The 16559-nt window shown below is 46.1% G+C and carries 14 protein-coding genes; 3 read left to right on the forward strand and 11 right to left on the reverse strand.

All coding sequences use genetic code 11. The features are described 5' to 3' along the window. Positions 1-36: 36 nt before the first annotated feature. From AC0C66_RS19865 to yfmT, 5 genes are all read right to left on the reverse strand, one after another. A complete protein-coding gene (locus AC0C66_RS19865; RefSeq protein WP_003223002.1) occupies positions 37-459 on the reverse strand; it encodes a MerR family transcriptional regulator in 423 nt (140 codons plus the stop codon). Between the two features lie 123 nt (positions 460-582). After that, the gene (locus AC0C66_RS19870) at positions 583-1029 is read right to left on the reverse strand and encodes a YfmQ family protein (RefSeq protein WP_072182912.1); all 447 of its coding nucleotides are present in this window, start codon (positions 1027-1029) and stop codon (positions 583-585) included. 123 nt (positions 1030-1152) lie between these two features. Then, positions 1153-3042, reverse strand: coding sequence for an ABC-F family ATP-binding cassette domain-containing protein (locus tag AC0C66_RS19875; RefSeq protein WP_072182911.1), 1890 nt, complete (start codon positions 3040-3042; stop codon positions 1153-1155). Between the two features lie 134 nt (positions 3043-3176). Continuing rightward, positions 3177-4037 carry a methyl-accepting chemotaxis protein gene (locus tag AC0C66_RS19880; protein ID WP_072182910.1) on the reverse strand — a complete coding sequence of 287 codons (861 nt, stop codon included), beginning with the start codon at positions 4035-4037 and terminating at the stop codon, positions 3177-3179. A 13-nt stretch (positions 4038-4050) separates the two neighbouring features. After that, positions 4051-5508, reverse strand: coding sequence for a benzaldehyde dehydrogenase (yfmT, locus tag AC0C66_RS19885; RefSeq protein ID WP_014112996.1), 1458 nt, complete (start codon positions 5506-5508; stop codon positions 4051-4053). Positions 5509-5756: 248 nt separating this feature from the next. Between yfmT and AC0C66_RS19890 the strand changes: the two genes are divergently transcribed. The 3 genes from AC0C66_RS19890 to AC0C66_RS19900 all read left to right on the forward strand — a co-directional run bounded on the left by AC0C66_RS19890 (position 5757) and on the right by AC0C66_RS19900 (position 9282). Beyond that, positions 5757-7142: an amino acid permease gene (locus AC0C66_RS19890; RefSeq protein WP_014112995.1), complete on the forward strand. Its 1386-nt coding sequence runs from the start codon at positions 5757-5759 to the stop codon at positions 7140-7142. Between the two features lie 92 nt (positions 7143-7234). Continuing rightward, positions 7235-7942, forward strand: a complete 708-nt coding sequence (locus AC0C66_RS19895; RefSeq protein WP_072182909.1) for a YjjG family noncanonical pyrimidine nucleotidase — start codon at positions 7235-7237, stop codon at positions 7940-7942. Positions 7943-8052: 110 nt separating this feature from the next. Beyond that, positions 8053-9282: an MFS transporter gene (locus AC0C66_RS19900; RefSeq protein WP_072182908.1), complete on the forward strand. Its 1230-nt coding sequence runs from the start codon at positions 8053-8055 to the stop codon at positions 9280-9282. Positions 9283-9310: 28 nt separating this feature from the next. Here AC0C66_RS19900 and AC0C66_RS19905 read toward each other — a convergent pair whose 3' ends face one another. The 6 genes from AC0C66_RS19905 to ltaS1 form a co-directional block, all read right to left on the reverse strand. Further along, positions 9311-10246 carry a putative nucleotide-diphospho-sugar transferase gene (locus AC0C66_RS19905; RefSeq protein WP_072182907.1) on the reverse strand — a complete coding sequence of 312 codons (936 nt, stop codon included), beginning with the start codon at positions 10244-10246 and terminating at the stop codon, positions 9311-9313. Between the two features lie 14 nt (positions 10247-10260). After that, positions 10261-11424 carry a glycosyltransferase family 2 protein gene (locus tag AC0C66_RS19910; RefSeq protein WP_072182906.1) on the reverse strand — a complete coding sequence of 388 codons (1164 nt, stop codon included), beginning with the start codon at positions 11422-11424 and terminating at the stop codon, positions 10261-10263. Between the two features lie 28 nt (positions 11425-11452). Beyond that, positions 11453-12364 (reverse strand): putative nucleotide-diphospho-sugar transferase, encoded by a 912-nt coding sequence (locus AC0C66_RS19915; protein ID WP_061187089.1) that lies wholly within the window; start codon positions 12362-12364, stop codon positions 11453-11455. A 23-nt stretch (positions 12365-12387) separates the two neighbouring features. After that, positions 12388-13356, reverse strand: coding sequence for a GDP-mannose 4,6-dehydratase (locus AC0C66_RS19920; RefSeq protein ID WP_072182905.1), 969 nt, complete (start codon positions 13354-13356; stop codon positions 12388-12390). Between the two features lie 6 nt (positions 13357-13362). Further along, positions 13363-14127 carry a glucose-1-phosphate cytidylyltransferase gene (locus AC0C66_RS19925; RefSeq protein ID WP_014112990.1) on the reverse strand — a complete coding sequence of 255 codons (765 nt, stop codon included), beginning with the start codon at positions 14125-14127 and terminating at the stop codon, positions 13363-13365. A 236-nt stretch (positions 14128-14363) separates the two neighbouring features. Beyond that, positions 14364-16283, reverse strand: coding sequence for a lipoteichoic acid synthase LtaS1 (gene ltaS1 / locus AC0C66_RS19930; RefSeq protein WP_072182904.1), 1920 nt, complete (start codon positions 16281-16283; stop codon positions 14364-14366). Positions 16284-16559: the final 276 nt, after the last annotated feature.

Raw genomic sequence — 16559 nt, forward strand, 5'->3', positions numbered from 1 at the left:
AAAAGAAACGCTACAAAAATAGCGTTTGGCAAACTTTCATTCGATTGATTGAATGGCACGTTCCGCTTTACCTTTCATGCCTTGCAGGCGTTCTTTAAAGCTTTCGAATGTGCGGATTTTCTCATCAATCAAATCCAACTGGTGATTCAGGGTTTCCTGAATTTCCTCCAGTTTTTCTTTCCGTTCCTTAGGATCCAGTGACAACAAATACCCCTCTTTGTTTAACTCTAGCTGGCGGCTGGTTTCCATGAAATGCTGAAGCTCCTGAAGGGAAAAACCGAGCACCTCTTTTGTACTGATGACTTTCTCAAGCTCCTCCATATCATCCTCTGAATAAAGCCTCACGCCGCCGTCTGTCCGTTTCGGCGCCGGAATCAAGCCGATTTCTTCATAAAACCGGATGGTCCGCTTTGTCAGCCCGCTTCTTTTGGCTACTTGATCAATCTTCATCCATTCCAAGGTAAATCCCCCTTCGCCGTTTCTTTTACCATTATACACCTTTTGAACCTTAACGTAAACGTTAAGTTTTAAAAATCAATAAAAAAGACGAGTGCATCAATCACCCGTCTTTCACTATCCTGTTTAAGCCAAACTTCCTGTCACTGACAGAGACTGCCTTTGAAGGCTTTCAGAAAGCAATTGATACGCAATCACTTTCTTCTTGTACTGCTTCACGACGTCGATATGGTCGTCATAGCTGTATACAAACAGCTTCACATCTTTTTTGCCTTTTTTCGTATCTATCACCAGCGGCGTGCCGCCGTTTTCCGGATGTAAATAACGCTCTTCGTCACCTGGGTATATATAATACTTTTCCAGGAAGACAGCTTCGTTAAATTGGGCAATTACTTTCTGTTTCTCTTCACCTTCGATACGTTTTCCATCCAGGGAGAGAACAGCATTTTCGTCACTCAGCTTGGCGTGCACCGCGAATTTGCTGAGCAGCCATTCCATAACGCCTGTTGGAAGACAGGTTAATACGATTTTCACCAAACTCATGAGGATTAACATCACGATCGTCCATGTCATACTTCATCATCTCCGTTAGCTTTCCATGTGCCGCTGACACACAACTCCATCCTATCATAGGATGGCTGGTTCGTTTTTGTACATTATGTGAAAAAAGCGCGGCCTGCTGCAGGCCGCGCTTTTTTAGCTTTCCAGCTCTTCTATCATAAGAGACAATTCTGTCCAACGGTCCATAGCAGCCTCAAGCTCTTCCGCTGTTTTGGCCTGTTCGGCCATCAGCTCTTGGATTTTTCCGAAATCGCTGCCTGCTGCGGCGATATCAGCTTCGAGCTGCTCATGCTTCTCTTCTAACTGGGCAATTTTATCTTCGATGCCGTCCCATTCAAGCTGATCTTTGTAAGAAAGCTTTTTTCGTTTTTTCTTTGGCTCGGCTTCAGCCAGTTTGACTTCAGCCGCCGGTTTTTCAGCGGTTTTCTTCGCTTTTGACTCCTCCATATAGTCGCTGTAGGAGCCTTGGAAGCGGGAAATGACGCCATTTCCTTCAAACACAATCAAACGGTCGACGACACGGTCAAGGAAGTAGCGGTCATGGGATACGGTGATGACGACGCCAGGGAACTGATCGATATAATCCTCTAGAACACTTAATGTTTCAGTATCCAAATCGTTCGTCGGCTCATCGAGAAACAGGACATTCGGCTCCTGCATGAGAACCTGAAGCAAGTATAAACGGCGTTTTTCCCCTCCGGACAGCTTGCGGATATACGTCTGCTGCATCGAACGCGGGAAGAGGAAACGCTCCAGCATTTGTTCAGCTGTAATGATATCGCCATCCGCTGTTTTTACGACCTCCGCCGTTTCTTTTATATATTCAATGACCTTTAACTCGCCATTCATTTCACTGTGATCCTGAGTATAGTAGCCGATTCTGACCGTCTGTCCGATCGTAATATGGCCGCCGTCTGGAGTATGACGGCCGGCAAGGGTGTTTAACAGCGTTGTTTTTCCGATGCCGTTCGGTCCAATAATCCCGATCCGTTCACCCGGTATGACCAATTCATTAAAGCGGTCGACGAGCACGCGGCCGTCATAAGCGATCATCACGTTCTCCGCTTCAATGACCTGTTTGCCAAGACGGTGGGAGCCAATCGCAAAGTCGAGTGAGCCCGATGACTGGGGGCCTTTCTGCTCCTTAAGCGTCTCCACTCGGTCAATTCTCGCCTTTTGTTTTGTGGAACGGGCTTTCGCTCCCCGTCTGAGCCAGGCCAGTTCGCGGCGCAGCAGGTTTTGCCGCTTCGTTTCCTTTTGCTCAGCCTGCGCTTCCCGTTCCGCTCGTTTTTCTAAAAACACTTCATAGTTGCCTTTGTACGTGTAGAGGCTGCCTCGTTCTAACTCATAAATGCGGTTCGTGACACGGTTTAAGAAATACCTGTCGTGCGTCACCAGCATGACGGAGCCGGGATATTGACTTAAATATCCTTCAAGCCACTCAATCGTTTCATTATCCAAATGGTTCGTCGGCTCGTCTAAAATGAGCAGATCAGCTGGCTGTATTAAGTTTTTGGCAATGGCCACCCGTTTTTTCTGGCCGCCTGAGAGCTCGTTGACTGGCTTTGTTACGTCGTTGACGCCCAGCTTAGACAATACGGTTTTCGCCAGGGTGTTCGCATCCCACGCGTTGTTCACATCCATTTTCGCCTGCGCCGCCAGCAGGTGCTTCTGGCGCTGTTCATTTTCGGGATCTTCCCCCAGTTCATACAGCGCTTTTTCATATTCACGCAAGGTTTTCATCACAGCCGATTCACCGGAATAGATATGCTCCAGCACAGTTTGCCCCGCAGGCAGCTTCGGGTCTTGATGAAGAAATTCGACGTGCACACTGCCGGATTTCGTAATTTCTCCCTCTTCAATAGATTCCAAGCCGGCGATCACTTTCAGCAGCGTTGATTTTCCTGTTCCATTCGGTCCGATTAATCCGATTCTCTCATTCTCTTCAATATGAAAGGAGATATGGTCAAATAATGTTTTATCTCCGTATGTTTTGTAAAGATTTTCCGCTTTTAATATACTCATGATTCCTATCAATCCTCACGTAAGTTCATGTGTACATTTTAAATCAGCCGCTGGAATAAAACTAGTAAAACGTCAGACAAATTTCATGGAAATACAGGATAGAAAAAAGACCGGGAACATTTGTCCCCGGTCTCTTATTCTTCTTCTAGCGCTTTTTCTGCCATTTTTGCGAGATGCTGTGCACTTCCTGAAATCTCCTGCATCGTGGCGGAAATTTGTTCAACGGCAGCGGCTTGACCGTCTGTATGCTGATTAATCGACTCAATTGATTCCTCCAGCCCTTTCAGCAGGCTGTGGATTTTTTTCGTGATCTGGTCAATCTGGCCGACATTTTCTTTTGAATGCGTCGCTAGCTTTCTGATCTCATCTGCGACGACAGAGAAGCCTTTTCCGGACTCTCCTGCTCTCGCCGCTTCGATTGCGGCGTTCAAGCCGAGCAGGTTGCTTTGGTCAGAGATGCCTTTCACGGTTACTGAAATATCGGCGATTTCACCGGCGCTTTCGCTTACCTTTTTCGCCTGAGAGGAAATGCCCGACATTTGAGTTGAAAACCCGTTGATTGATTCAGAAATATCGGAAATGGCTGCGGCCGTTTGTTCAACGACAGCTGATAAGCTTTCCGCCACATCATGCAGCTTTGATGACTCCTCAAGACTCGTTCCGAGGCCGACGCCCCCTATCACTCTTCCATTCTCGTCGTGGAGCGGGATGGCACGTGCAATCAATGGGAAGCCGAACAATTCTTTCGGAACCATGCTCGTCTTCTTCTGATTGGTGCGGATGGCATCTGTGATAATATCCCCTTCCTGCAACGGATCACCGGCTTTTACGTTTAGAGAAAAGGTTTTGGCCGGTATATTCACAAGTAATTTTTCCGTATCGTAAATGCCGATTGTAATATCATCTTGGACCAGGCTGTTTAGATAAGGGGCTACTTTGATAAACGCGTCCAGAAGATCTGCGGTTTCTTTTTCCGTTCTTATGCTCAATTCCATTCACTCCTATTCATTAATAAGGGAAGCTGCGTTTTTCGTGCTGGACCGAGATCCATTTCAGTGTAGTAAATTCTTCAAGGCTCCACTCGCCGTTCAATCGGCCGAGACCGGATTGCTTTTCACCGCCAAAGGCCACGTTCGGTTCATCATTGATTGTCGTGTCATTGACATGAATCATGCCTGTTTCAATGCGCTTCGCAAAAGCCACGCCGCGTTCAAGATTTGACGTATGTACGGCACCGCTCAAGCCAAACGGCGTTTCGTTTGCGATATCCACCGCTTCGTCTTCTGAATCAAACTTCATAAAGGAAACGACAGGTCCGAACAGCTCTTCCTTGGCAATGCTCATGAATGGTTTCACATCTTTTAATATCGTCGGTTCCACGATCGTCCCGTTAAATCCACCAAGCTTGACTGGAACAGCACCTTCTTCAATCGCTTTCTCAACAGATTTCATCAACCCGTCCGTCTGTCTGCTGTTGATTAATGGCCCAATAATCGTATCAGGGTCCATCGGGTCGCCGACTTTCAGTGATTCCACTTTTGCCTGATACATTTCAAGGAACTTATCATAAATTGATGAGTGAACAAGTACGCGGTTGGCTGACATACAGATCTGCCCTTGATGGGTAAATCTGCTGAACACTGCCGCATTGACCGCATATTCGATATCCGCATCCTCAAGCACGATAAAGGCGCTGTTGCCGCCGAGTTCAAGAAGCGGCTTTTTAAAATGCTTCATCGCAAGCTGGCCGATGTAGCTGCCGACTTTCGTAGAACCTGTAAATGAGATGATCCGCGGTACCGGGTGTTCCACAAAGCTGTCTCCAATTTCTGCAATGTCTGTGACAACGACATTCAGCAGCCCCTCTGGGATTCCCGCGTTCTCAAAAATTTTCGCAATCAGCGTACCGCCGCAAATCGGCGTTTCTTCATGCGGCTTTAAAACAACGCCATTGCCTGCGCCAAGCGCGGGCGCCACTGATTTCATAGATAAAAAGAATGGGAAGTTAAATGGACTGATGACACCGACAACGCCTGCCGGCACGCGATATAATCTGTTTTCCTTGCCGTCTATTGTTGACGGAAGAATTTTTCCTTCCATGCGGACAGGGAACGTCGCCGCTTCTTTCATGATGTTTTTGACAAGCCCGATTTCAAAGGCCGCTTTGAGCCTTGTCCCGCCAAGCTCCTCCATAATCAAATAAATAATGGCTTCTTCGTTCTCTTCAATATACGTGACGGCTTTTTCTAAAATGGTTCTTTTTGCAAACGGATTGACCGCATCCCATTTTTTCTTCGCCAGCGCCGCTGCCCGGTACGCTTCATCTACATCGTCAACAGTCGCTTTTTGGAAGGTTGTGAATGTTTTTTGAGTATAAGGATTTTTGTTTTCCAATACATTTGGGCTGCTGCCCTCCTGCCATTTCCCGCCGATAAATTGTTTATTCAACTCTTCATATTGAAACATGGTCAGCATCTCCTTTTTAACCGCAAGTCAAAATTGGGCGAATCTATTTTTTCTATCGGTTCGCCCTGCATAAAATTGAATATGTTATTAGTAATAAATTACTATCCTATCTTACGACAACGCTGTTTCGCTTCTATCATTTAAAGCAGAAAAATATATGATTGACTGCGCCAAATTTCGACAATATAATACAACAAGAACTGTATATAATGATTAGAATATTTTGAATTTTCCGGGAGGAACTTTTGATGAGTTCATTATTCAGAAAAAAACCGCTTGAAACATTGAGTGCACAGAGCAAGTCAAAAAGCCTTGCCCGCACGTTAAGCGCATTTGATTTAACCTTGCTTGGTATCGGTTGTGTGATCGGTACAGGGATTTTTGTCATTACAGGAACAGTGGCCGCAACCGGTGCAGGTCCCGCCCTCATCATATCGTTTATTTTAGCCGGGCTCGCCTGTGCGCTTGCTGCCTTCTGCTATGCTGAGTTTTCGTCTTCGATTCCGATTTCGGGAAGCGTGTACTCATACTCCTATGTGACACTTGGAGAGCTGCTCGCCTTTTTGATCGGATGGGATCTCATGCTTGAATATGTCATTGCATTATCAGCGGTTGCCACCGGCTGGTCATCATACTTTCAATCACTGCTTGCCGGCTTCAACCTTCATATTCCTGCTGCACTGTCAGGAGCGCCAGGAAGCACGCCGGGCGCCGTGTTTAATCTTCCGGCTGCAGTGATCATTCTCATCATCACTGCGATAGTCAGCAGAGGCGTCAAGGAAAGCACACGTTTTAACAACGTCATCGTACTGATGAAAATTGGGATCATTTTATTGTTCATTATTGTCGGCCTCGGCTATGTCAAACCGGATAACTGGTCTCCTTTTATGCCGTTCGGGATGAAAGGCGTCATTGTCAGCGCGGCAACTGTGTTCTTCGCGTACCTCGGGTTTGACGCGGTGTCTAACGCTTCAGAGGAAGTGAAAAATCCGCAAAAAAACATGCCCGTCGGCATTATTTCAGCTCTTGCCGTTTGTACCGTTCTGTACATCACGGTATCGCTTGTGCTGACAGGCATGATGCCTTATACGAAATTGAATGTCGGAGATCCGGTGTCCTTTGCGCTGAAATTCGTCGGCCAGGACGCTGTTGCCGGAATTATTTCTGTCGGTGCGATTATCGGGATTACGACGGTTATGCTCGCTTTGCTGTACGCTCAGGTCCGTTTGACATTTGCCATGAGCAGAGACGGCCTTCTGCCTGGATTGTTCGCAAAGGTTCATCCGTCATTTAAAACCCCGTTCCGCAATACATGGCTGACTGGTATCGTTGCAGCGGGAATCGCCGGGTTTATTAACCTTGGAACGCTGGCCCACCTGGTGAACATGGGAACGCTGGCGGCGTTTACAGTCATTTCAATTGCTGTCATTGTGTTAAGAAAGAAATACCCGGAAATCAAAGCGTCCTTCAGAGTGCCGTTTGTTCCGGTTGTGCCGATTATCAGTGCAGGCATCTGCCTATGGTTCATGTACAGCCTTCCCGGCGTCACATGGCTTTCATTTGTCATCTGGATCGCTGTCGGAACGCTGGTTTATTTCCTGTATGCAAGAAAACACAGCTTATTAAACAAATAATCTCTTTTCAGCCGGCGGTGCCTCACCCGCCGGCTTTTTCCTTTTTTTATGTGCTATACTTTTGAGTACATATGAGAAAGGGAGACAAACCGATGAAACAATACCGCACTTTATTATTTGATGTAGATGATACCATCCTTGATTTTAAAGCGGCAGAAGCATTAGCGCTGCGTTTGCTGTTTGAAGATCAGACTATTCCTTTAACAGCTGAAATGAAGACGCAGTATAAAACAATCAATCAAAGTTTGTGGAGAGCCTTTGAAGAAGGGAAAATGACACGGGATGAAGTCGTGAACACCCGTTTTTCTGCTTTGTTCAAGGAATACGGTTATGAGGCGGATGGTGCCTTGCTTGAACAAAAATACCGCAGCTTTCTTGAAGAAGGGCATCAGCTTATTGACGGCGCCTTCGATCTCATCTCAAGTCTGCAGCATCAGTTTGATTTGTATATCGTGACAAACGGCGTGTCTAAGACACAGTACAAGCGCCTCCGTGATTCAGGATTATTTCCGTTCTTCAAGGATATTTTCGTTTCTGAAGATGCAGGCTTTCAAAAACCGATGAAGGAATACTTCGATTACGTATTTGAACGGATTCCCCAATTTTCGGCAGAGCACACATTAATCATCGGCGATTCACTCACTGCTGATATCAAAGGCGGACAGCTCGCCGGGCTTGATACTTGCTGGGTTAACCCTGACATGAAGATAAATGAGTCAGAGATCATGCCAACTTATGAGATTCACAAGCTTGAAGAGCTGTATCACATTTTGAATATCGAACATACCGTCAGCTGCTAATCATGCTGGCGGGTTTCTTTTAGAAGAGTCTTTTTTCCTCTTGATAAATTCTTCACCTTATGAATAATATGGTGGTATGCTTTGGCTATATATGTAAGGAGGAGACTCATTTGGCTATCGCCGCCCCGCTAAAAGAAAAAACAGTTCAAAAACCCGGCACCACGGTGTATCCGATTTTGATTATCATCGGAATCTGCCATATGCTCAACGATTCGCTGCAAGCCGTGATTCCGGCCATGTTCCCTATTTTGGAACGCTCCATGAGCCTGACGTTTACACAGCTCGGCATCATCGCTTTCACATTAAACATGGTGTCATCTGTGATGCAGCCTGTCGTCGGCTGGTATACCGATAAACGGCCGCGGCCGTACGCGTTGCCAATCGGTTTGACCGCCAGCATGCTCGGCATTTTGGGCCTTGCATTTGCCCCTTCATTCATAACGATCTTATGCTGTGTGTTTTTTATCGGATTAGGCTCCGCCATTTTCCATCCGGAAGGCTCCCGTGTGGCGTATATGGCCGCCGGCACAAAACGCGGGCTCGCCCAGTCGATCTATCAGGTGGGCGGAAACTCAGGCCAGGCGATGGCGCCTCTGATTACCGCGCTGATTCTTGTGCCGCTCGGACAATTCGGCGCCGTTTGGTTCACGCTTGTCGCCGCGCTCGCGGTTATGTTTCTGCTGTATATTGCGAGATGGTATGCCGCACGTATCGGAAGCCTTGCCCAGAGGTCAGACAAACAAAAGAAAACAGCTGAAAACACGGCCATCACCAAGTCTGTTGTATCTGCTCTTATCATTATTATATTTCTCATTTTTGCACGTTCTTGGTATACGAGTGCGATCGGCAACTTTTACACGTTTTACGCGATGGATACATATCACGTAAGCATTCAGCAGGCACAAAGCTATATTTTTGTCTTTTTGCTGTTCGGCGCTGTCGGCACGTTTCTCGGTGGCCCGCTTGCAGACCGTTTCGGAAAACGCTTCGTGATCCTCGGTTCGCTGCTCTGCTCGGCGCCGCTGGCGATTTTGCTTCCATTTGCCGGACCGGTGCTCGCCTATGGCGTGCTTGCATTGATCGGTTTGGTTCTGATGTCGAGCTTTTCCGTAACGGTTGTCTACGCACAGGAGCTTGTCCCTGGAAAAATCGGCACAATGTCAGGTTTGACCGTCGGGCTCGCCTTCGGGATGGGCGCGATCGGCGCTGTGGCGCTGGGCGCTCTGATTGACGCCGCGGGACTGACCCCGACGATGATTGCCATTGCCTTTCTCCCTGTCCTCGGCATCCTAGCCTTCCTATTGCCGAGCGATCAGAAGCTGAGAGAATGGCATAGCTGAAAAACCCCTGCCATCCGGCAGGGGTTTCTTAATCCAGCTGTATAAAATGAGTGTCAGGCACTGCGTGCTTCGGGATAAAGCCGTCCGCAAAGTCCGGAAACGCTGACTGAATTTCGTCAATCCATTTTTTCAGGTTTAATACATACGGCATATAAATCATTTCAACTGTCGCTTCATCTTCAATTCGGTAATACCAGCAAAGATTAAACTCTTTTTCCGTAATGAGTGTAAACCCGGAGAAATGATAGAATATCAGCGGCGTTTCATCTACATACACGCGGCCGTCCTTATGCCCGACCTTATAGTTTTCGATATTCCAAAGCGCTGTATTGGCTCCGATTGACTTGACAACATGCACACCCTTATACTGCGCTGGCCATTTCTCCACATATCTTTGATCACCGTACGTCTTTCGTTCCGTATCCATTTCTACCGTGCAAAATGCAATGCACTCCTGTCTCCACTGCCACACCGCTTCATATGCTTCCTTCGTATTCCCGGCACCGACAAAGCCTGTGTTAAAGCGGCCGGTCCGCTCATAGTAGGTTATGAACCGCGGCGAGTTGCGGTGATCGGTCAAATACAGAGAAGCCGTTGGGTTTTCCGTAAAAATACGTGCCGGATCAGAAAAGAAAAACAGATCGGTATCCATATGAGCAAAGTATTCTGCGTCACCCCACTTGCTCATGACATGGAACAGAAAGGCCGGCTTCAATGTCCAGCAATATTCATGAAACGTTCGATTGCTTTTCGCTTGCAGCAGCTCCGGGTCTTCCATTTCATGCAGCTGCACAAAGGTCACATGCTCCCATGGTACGTGCTGAAGCAATTCATACGCTTTCTGATCGACACACAGCACATACAAATGAAAATCATCGCAATGCTCATGGAGAGAATGAATCATGGGCATCAGCTTAAAGATATGCGTCCTTGACACTATCGTTGAAAAATGAAATGTACTCACTATACCACATCCAATTATCTAAGATCCACGTGCAGCAAATCGTTGACAAGCGCATACAGTGCGTTGGCAAAATCGTTCACGCCAAGCTTTTTCTTCGCTTTTGGCAGAAGCTTACGGACAGTTTGCAAATCAAAGCTTTTCGCCGTCACCCTTGGGGCTTTCTTTCGCCAATCCGGGTCAATGTTGCGCTCTTTAACAACATGGAGCAGCTCAAGAAACACATTCAGCAGCAAGTCGTATTTCTGAGATTCCAAAAGCTTATGAATATCAGCCATGATGCCGTTCGTCATGTCAGGAGGGAACGGCCCGTTAAAAGCGAGATGAACGTCTAAGGAGCGAATATTGTTGTATTTATCGCACATATAGGTAATGTTTGCCCGAATATCGTCTACAGACTTACAATTGCTCGGGTGCTCCTGATGAACACTGACAATGTCGCGATGCAGCCTGAACGTCAGTCCGGCCTGATGAAGTCTGATCCCGAGGTCATAATCCTCAAACCCGTACCGCACAATGCCTTCATCAAATAAACCGAGGTCAACCACATGCTTGCGTTTAACAGAAGAGTTATTCGTGATAAAAAAGCGCCATGGCATATGATAGCCTTTCAGGTCATCGCCGTACTCCTCTAAAATCCGCTTGAGCACGTCAATAAAATCGGTATCGAGGTCAAAGCTTTTATCCAGAAAGCTTCCGTTTTTGATGTCCGCTTCCTGCAGCAGCTTTTGTTTGTCTTTTTCCGGCATTTCGTCTACGAGCTTTGCGAGCTGTTCCTTATGTTCATCTTCAAAGCGTTCATAATAAAAACTGTAGATCCGTTTCCAAAACAAACCGCACACGACGAGATTCTCTTCGTTCTCATGGGCTTTAATATGCTTTGCCACAAGGTCCTTTGCCGCAAGCATATCGCTATCATGGAAAATCAAGATATCTCCTCTGGCATTGCGAACTGCCTGATTTCTTCCGTACGCAATGCCCCTGTTTTCCTTAATCCGTGTAAAGATCAGCGGAAAGTCTGCTTGAAATGTCTCAAGCATTGAGAGCGTCCCGTCCTCAGAGCCATTGTCTGCTACAATGACTTCAAATTCTTCATCGCACTCCTGCTGGTTTAATGACAGAAGGCTGTTATACAGGCGCTCCTTTGAATTATATGCAGGAATAATAACGCTTGCTTTCACTTCATTTTCACTTCCTGTATTTAATCATTTATTTGTTGTCATCTTTTGAAGCAAAACCGTTAAATTCAGGGTCTAACGTTTTGATGTGCTGAATGATATGCGGCAGCGTCTCTTGGTACAGTTCATGCATAAACGGCAGATCGGTGCGGGTTGTTTCATGAATCTGTTTGATTTGATTGATGCTGACGATTCGGTATCCGCTGAAATGGTAAAAGATCAGCGGGCTACCATCCTCCAGCACAATCCGGCCATCCTCCCAGGAAAACGTATGCTGTCCGTAGTTCCAGTGGCCGATGTTCACACCGGGTGTCGTAATGTCACACACATTCGGAAACAGCTCAGACATATAATCCAAATAGCCCTGATCACCGAATTTCCCTTCACCCGGGGCATTTTTGCATTCCTCAAGACAGCGTTCCTTCCACCACTCCAGGCAGTCCGTGCCGGCATCATCATGCTTGAAGCTGATAAAGCCTGAGTTATATTTGCCTAAAAGACGCTGCAGCATGTCAATCTGCTCTTTCTCAAAAGAAGGGATTACGATATCCCCCCGTGAAAGCAGCACCGAACAGTCCGGCTGGTTTTCAAAAATCGGCGACGGATCAGCGTAGAAAAAGAGATCTCCGTCAATATACGTTACACGCTCCAGCTCGGGATTGCTGTTTAGCACAGCTTGCAGAAAGATCGGCTTCATCGTCCAGCAGTACTCGCTTTGATCTCTAGTTTCCTTCAGCTTCAGAAGCATTTCATTTTCGAGCGCGGCCACCGGCACAAGATTCAGCTGCTTCATCTTCAGTTTCTGTAACACGCGGTGCGTATCTTCATCCATGCATAGCGTAAAAATGGGACTGTCTTGGTCAACTTGCTCTAAAGACTTAAATAAGGCGACTGCCTGATATAATCTCCCTTTTGATAAAACGGTGCAATACGCGCTGGTCACAGTCATGTTCACCTCGTTTCACATTACTTTTTGAAGAATTCCGTATACCACTCAATCGTTTTTTCAAGTCCTTCATCAATGGTGTAGGCCGGTGTCCAATTCAGCAGCTTTCTTGCTTTTTCCGCGGATAAATATTGATGTTTGATTTCATTGCTTCCTTGGTTCAGCACTTTCGGCTTCAGATCACTGTTCATCTTCTTCAAGATTTTTTCTACCAGTTCAAGTACAGTCAGCTGGATCTCATTGCTGAAGTTAAAGGCCTCTCCGGCAAGATTGTTTTCTTCCATTTTTTCTGCCAGAAGCAAATAAGCCTGAACAGCATCTTCAATATAGAAGTAGTCGCGAACAAAGGTCCCGTCGCTGCGGATTTCCGGCGCTTCCCCGTTCAGCACAAGCTGAATCGTCTGCGGAATGATGCGGTTGAAGTTCAAATCCCCGCCGCCGTACAGGTTCCCGCAACGCGTGATGCAGACCGGAAGCCCGTACGTATGAAAATACGTGTGGCTGATCAGATCTGCGCAGCTTTTTGAGACGTCGTACGGATGCTTGCCTTGCAGCGGCATATTTTCATCGTACGGAAGGTTTTCTTGATCGCCGTAAGCTTTATCACTTGAAGCGACAATCACCCGCTTTATTAACGGATGCTTGCGGCAGGCTTCGAGAATATTCCATGTGCCGAGGATATTCGCTTCAAAGGTAGAAATCGGGTTGCGGTTGGCCACGCCGACAATTGCTTGTGCAGCGAGGTGAAAGACTGTGTCAATTTCATACTCGCCAAGCGCGCGTTCAATCACAGGCAAGTCTTCAAGAGAGCCCTGCACGATGTTCATTTTCTTGATATGTTCTCCCTGATAAAGGTTGGATTGAGGCACATGATCCCTGACAAGCCCCGTAACTTTTGCGCCCTGTTCGATCAGCTCTTTCACCAAATAGCTTCCTAAAAGACCTGTACACCCCGTAACAAATACGTTTTTATTTTTCCAGAAACTCAAATCAGTTCACCATACCTTCCATACTTGTTGTCCTTGATCCCACATTTTGTTGACTTCTAAGAGATTTTTATACGTATCGATGGCCGTCCAAAATCCATAATGGCGGTACACGGCAAGCTCCCCGTCTTTGGCAAGGTTCTTCAGCGGTTCATCTTCGAACATCATGTTCCCGTCCTTCGGCAAATAATCGAAAACCTTGGGACTGAGAACAAAGAATCCGCCGTTGATGATTCCGTCACTTGATGTCTTCTCAGAAAATGTTTTCGCCATGCCGTCCTCAACCGTCAAGGTGCCGAACTGCGAGACTTTGTCAATGCCGGTGACAGTCGCGGCAGCCCCTTTTGTCTGATGATAGCTGATGAGATGGAAAAGATTGATATTGGCCAGCCCGTCCCCATAGGTGAGCAGAAACGTTTCATCGCCGATATAGTCTTTTGCCTGCAAGATTCTTCCGGCTGTCAGTGTGTCTTCCCCTGTCTCCAAAAACGTAATTTTCCACGTTTCAGGCTGCCCCAGCATCTGTACCTCTCCCGTAGAGCTGTCGAGAGTCAGGCTGTTGTGCTTCCATTCATAGTCGAGAAAGTATTCTTTGATTTTTTCTCCTTTATAGCCCAAAAGCAGAATAAACTCGTTTACTCCGTAGTACTGATAGATTTTCATAATATGCCATAGAATCGGTTTGCCGCCTATCATGGCGAGCGGTTTAGGAATGTCATTCGTGACTTCACTCATTCTCGTTCCTTTTCCGCCGCAGAGAATGACCGCTTTCATCTCTACCCCTCATCTCTATGAATATTGAGTTCGAAACCTGGTACATCTTTACAATCTATCAAGGCGTTTCCCCGATAATTTGTCCACTTCAATACCGGTTTCAAAATCTACTGTAATGATATGAGAGAAAGGCGGCCTTGGTGACCAAATGGAATCTATTTTTTCAAGTTGGTTATGTAACCAAAAAAAAGAGCCTTGAGCGAAGGCAATGCGCCCGCTCAAGGCTCTTTCTCGTCTTATTTGATTTCTTTTTCCTTGCCGTAATGATAGTCAGACGGATCAACGGCTGTGAAATCGCTGAGTTTGTGGAACCTCAGCAAGTCTTTGTACAAGACACTGTCTGACAGACTCAGCTGCTGGTTCACTCTTGTTTTCAGATTTTTCGTTTCTTCATTCGCTTTCAGTTTTTCACCAGTCTTCGTATCGTAAATGACATTGTCGACAGATGTGTACTTCGGCGTCACGAAGTCTCCGTTTCTGAACGCCACTGTATCGTCGTGGTCTTTAGAGAATAAATCAGTACCAAAGTTGATATATTTCTGCGAATCAATTCCTTGTAAGTGCAGAAGTGTCGGCATGACATCAATTTCGCCGCCATACGTATGGTTCACTCCGCCTTTTTTGCCAGGAACACGGATCATCAGCGGCACACGCTGGTTTTGCGCGTTTTGATAATCTGTGATCTCTTTTCCAAGAATTTCTTTCATCGCACGGTTATGATTTTCAGAAATACCGTTATGGTCACCGTAAATCACGATGACTGAGTCGTCATACAGACCGGCTTCCTTCAGCTCCTTGAAGAATTGCTCAAGCGCCTCGTCAAGATAACGGGCTGTCTGGAAGTAATTATCAACTGTTTTATCACCGGTTGTCGCTTTCTTAATGGACGCATCTTCTTCATCCAGGTTAAATGGATAATGGTTTGTCAACGTAATTAAATGGGCGTAAAACGGCTGTTTAAGAGATTCAAGTTTTGGAATCGATTCAGTAAAGAACGGCTTATCCTTGAGTCCCATATTCACGATGTTTTCATCTGACATATCATAACTGCTTGCGTCGAAGAACTTATCATATCCAATATGTTTGTAAATCTGGTCACGGTTCCAGAACGATTTGTAGTCACCATGCAGGACGGCGCTTGTGTAGCCTTCCTTTTGATCCAAAATTGCAGGAAGTGACTGATATGTGTTTTCGCCTTTTGTCACAAACGCGGAGCCTTCAGGAAGACCGAAGATGGAGTTATCCATTGTCAGCTCGGCATCAGATGTTTTTCCCTGGCCTGTCTGATGGAAAAAGTTATCAAAATACGTCACATCTTCCCCGCCGTGTGCAAGTTTATTCAAGAACGGCGTCACCTCTTCACCGTTCAGCTTGTAGTCAATCAGGAATGACTGGAAGCTTTCCAGGTGAATCTTAATGATGTTTTTGCCTTTGGCAGAGCCGAAGTACTCGGCATTCGGTTTCGCATAGTGAGACGTCGTGTAATTCTCGACGCTTGTTAAATCATCGCTGCTCGCGTAGGCTCTTTGCGTTTCCGTTTGAGCCGTCTGAACACCGTCATAAATGGTGTAATTGTAAAGACCTAAATATTTCACGATATAATTGCGGTCAAACGTTCTTGTCAGCAGCTGCGGACGGTCTTTTTCCGCATAGTGCAGGTTGATGAAAAACAGTGCGACCCCGGAAAGGATCACTAAAGATGCAAAGCGTTTTTTCATTTTGTATTGTTTTAATTCAGGTCTCCAGATCAATACCGCAATCAAAATAATGATATCTAAGAAATAGAAAATATCATGAGCGGCCATGATACTGAAAATCCCGTCTCCCATGTTTCCGACATTTCCGGACTGTTTAATGTTCGGGAATGTCAAGAAATCGTCAAAGAAACGATAGAATAAAATATTTGCGTATAACACAAATGTCATTACGAAATCGATAATCAGCATGATAATGGCTGATTTACGCCCTTTCGCAAGCAAAGCCAGTCCTAAAAAGAAGACCGCACTTGAGAACGGGTTAAATACCAGGAGGATCTCCTGGGTTGTGCCTTTTACCCCAAGATTAAACTCAGTCTTGTAGGATAAATACGTTTTTGCCCAAAACAGTACAACAGCCAGCACAAAAAAGCTAAGTTTGTAAGAAAAAAGTTTCTTCATGGCAACCTCTACTTTCTTAAACACTTTAAGTCTTCATTCATATTTACCTGCTCTTTATCCTGCCTTCCAATTCCTTCTTTCCAAACAAAATCAAGGCATCACACAACAAATAAATACACCGCGGTAAGCCGGAATATTTATGCTTCGCACCATACCAATTTTATTGCAACCATTTCGACCAAACACTGGACGAAAGAAGCCTTCATTTCGTTTCACATTTTTTCTCGGAAATAAAAAAAGGGTTTCTTTTGTCATGTGTGCCTTTGAAAAAAGAAA

The organism is Bacillus sp. VA13 (genome assembly GCF_055710085.1).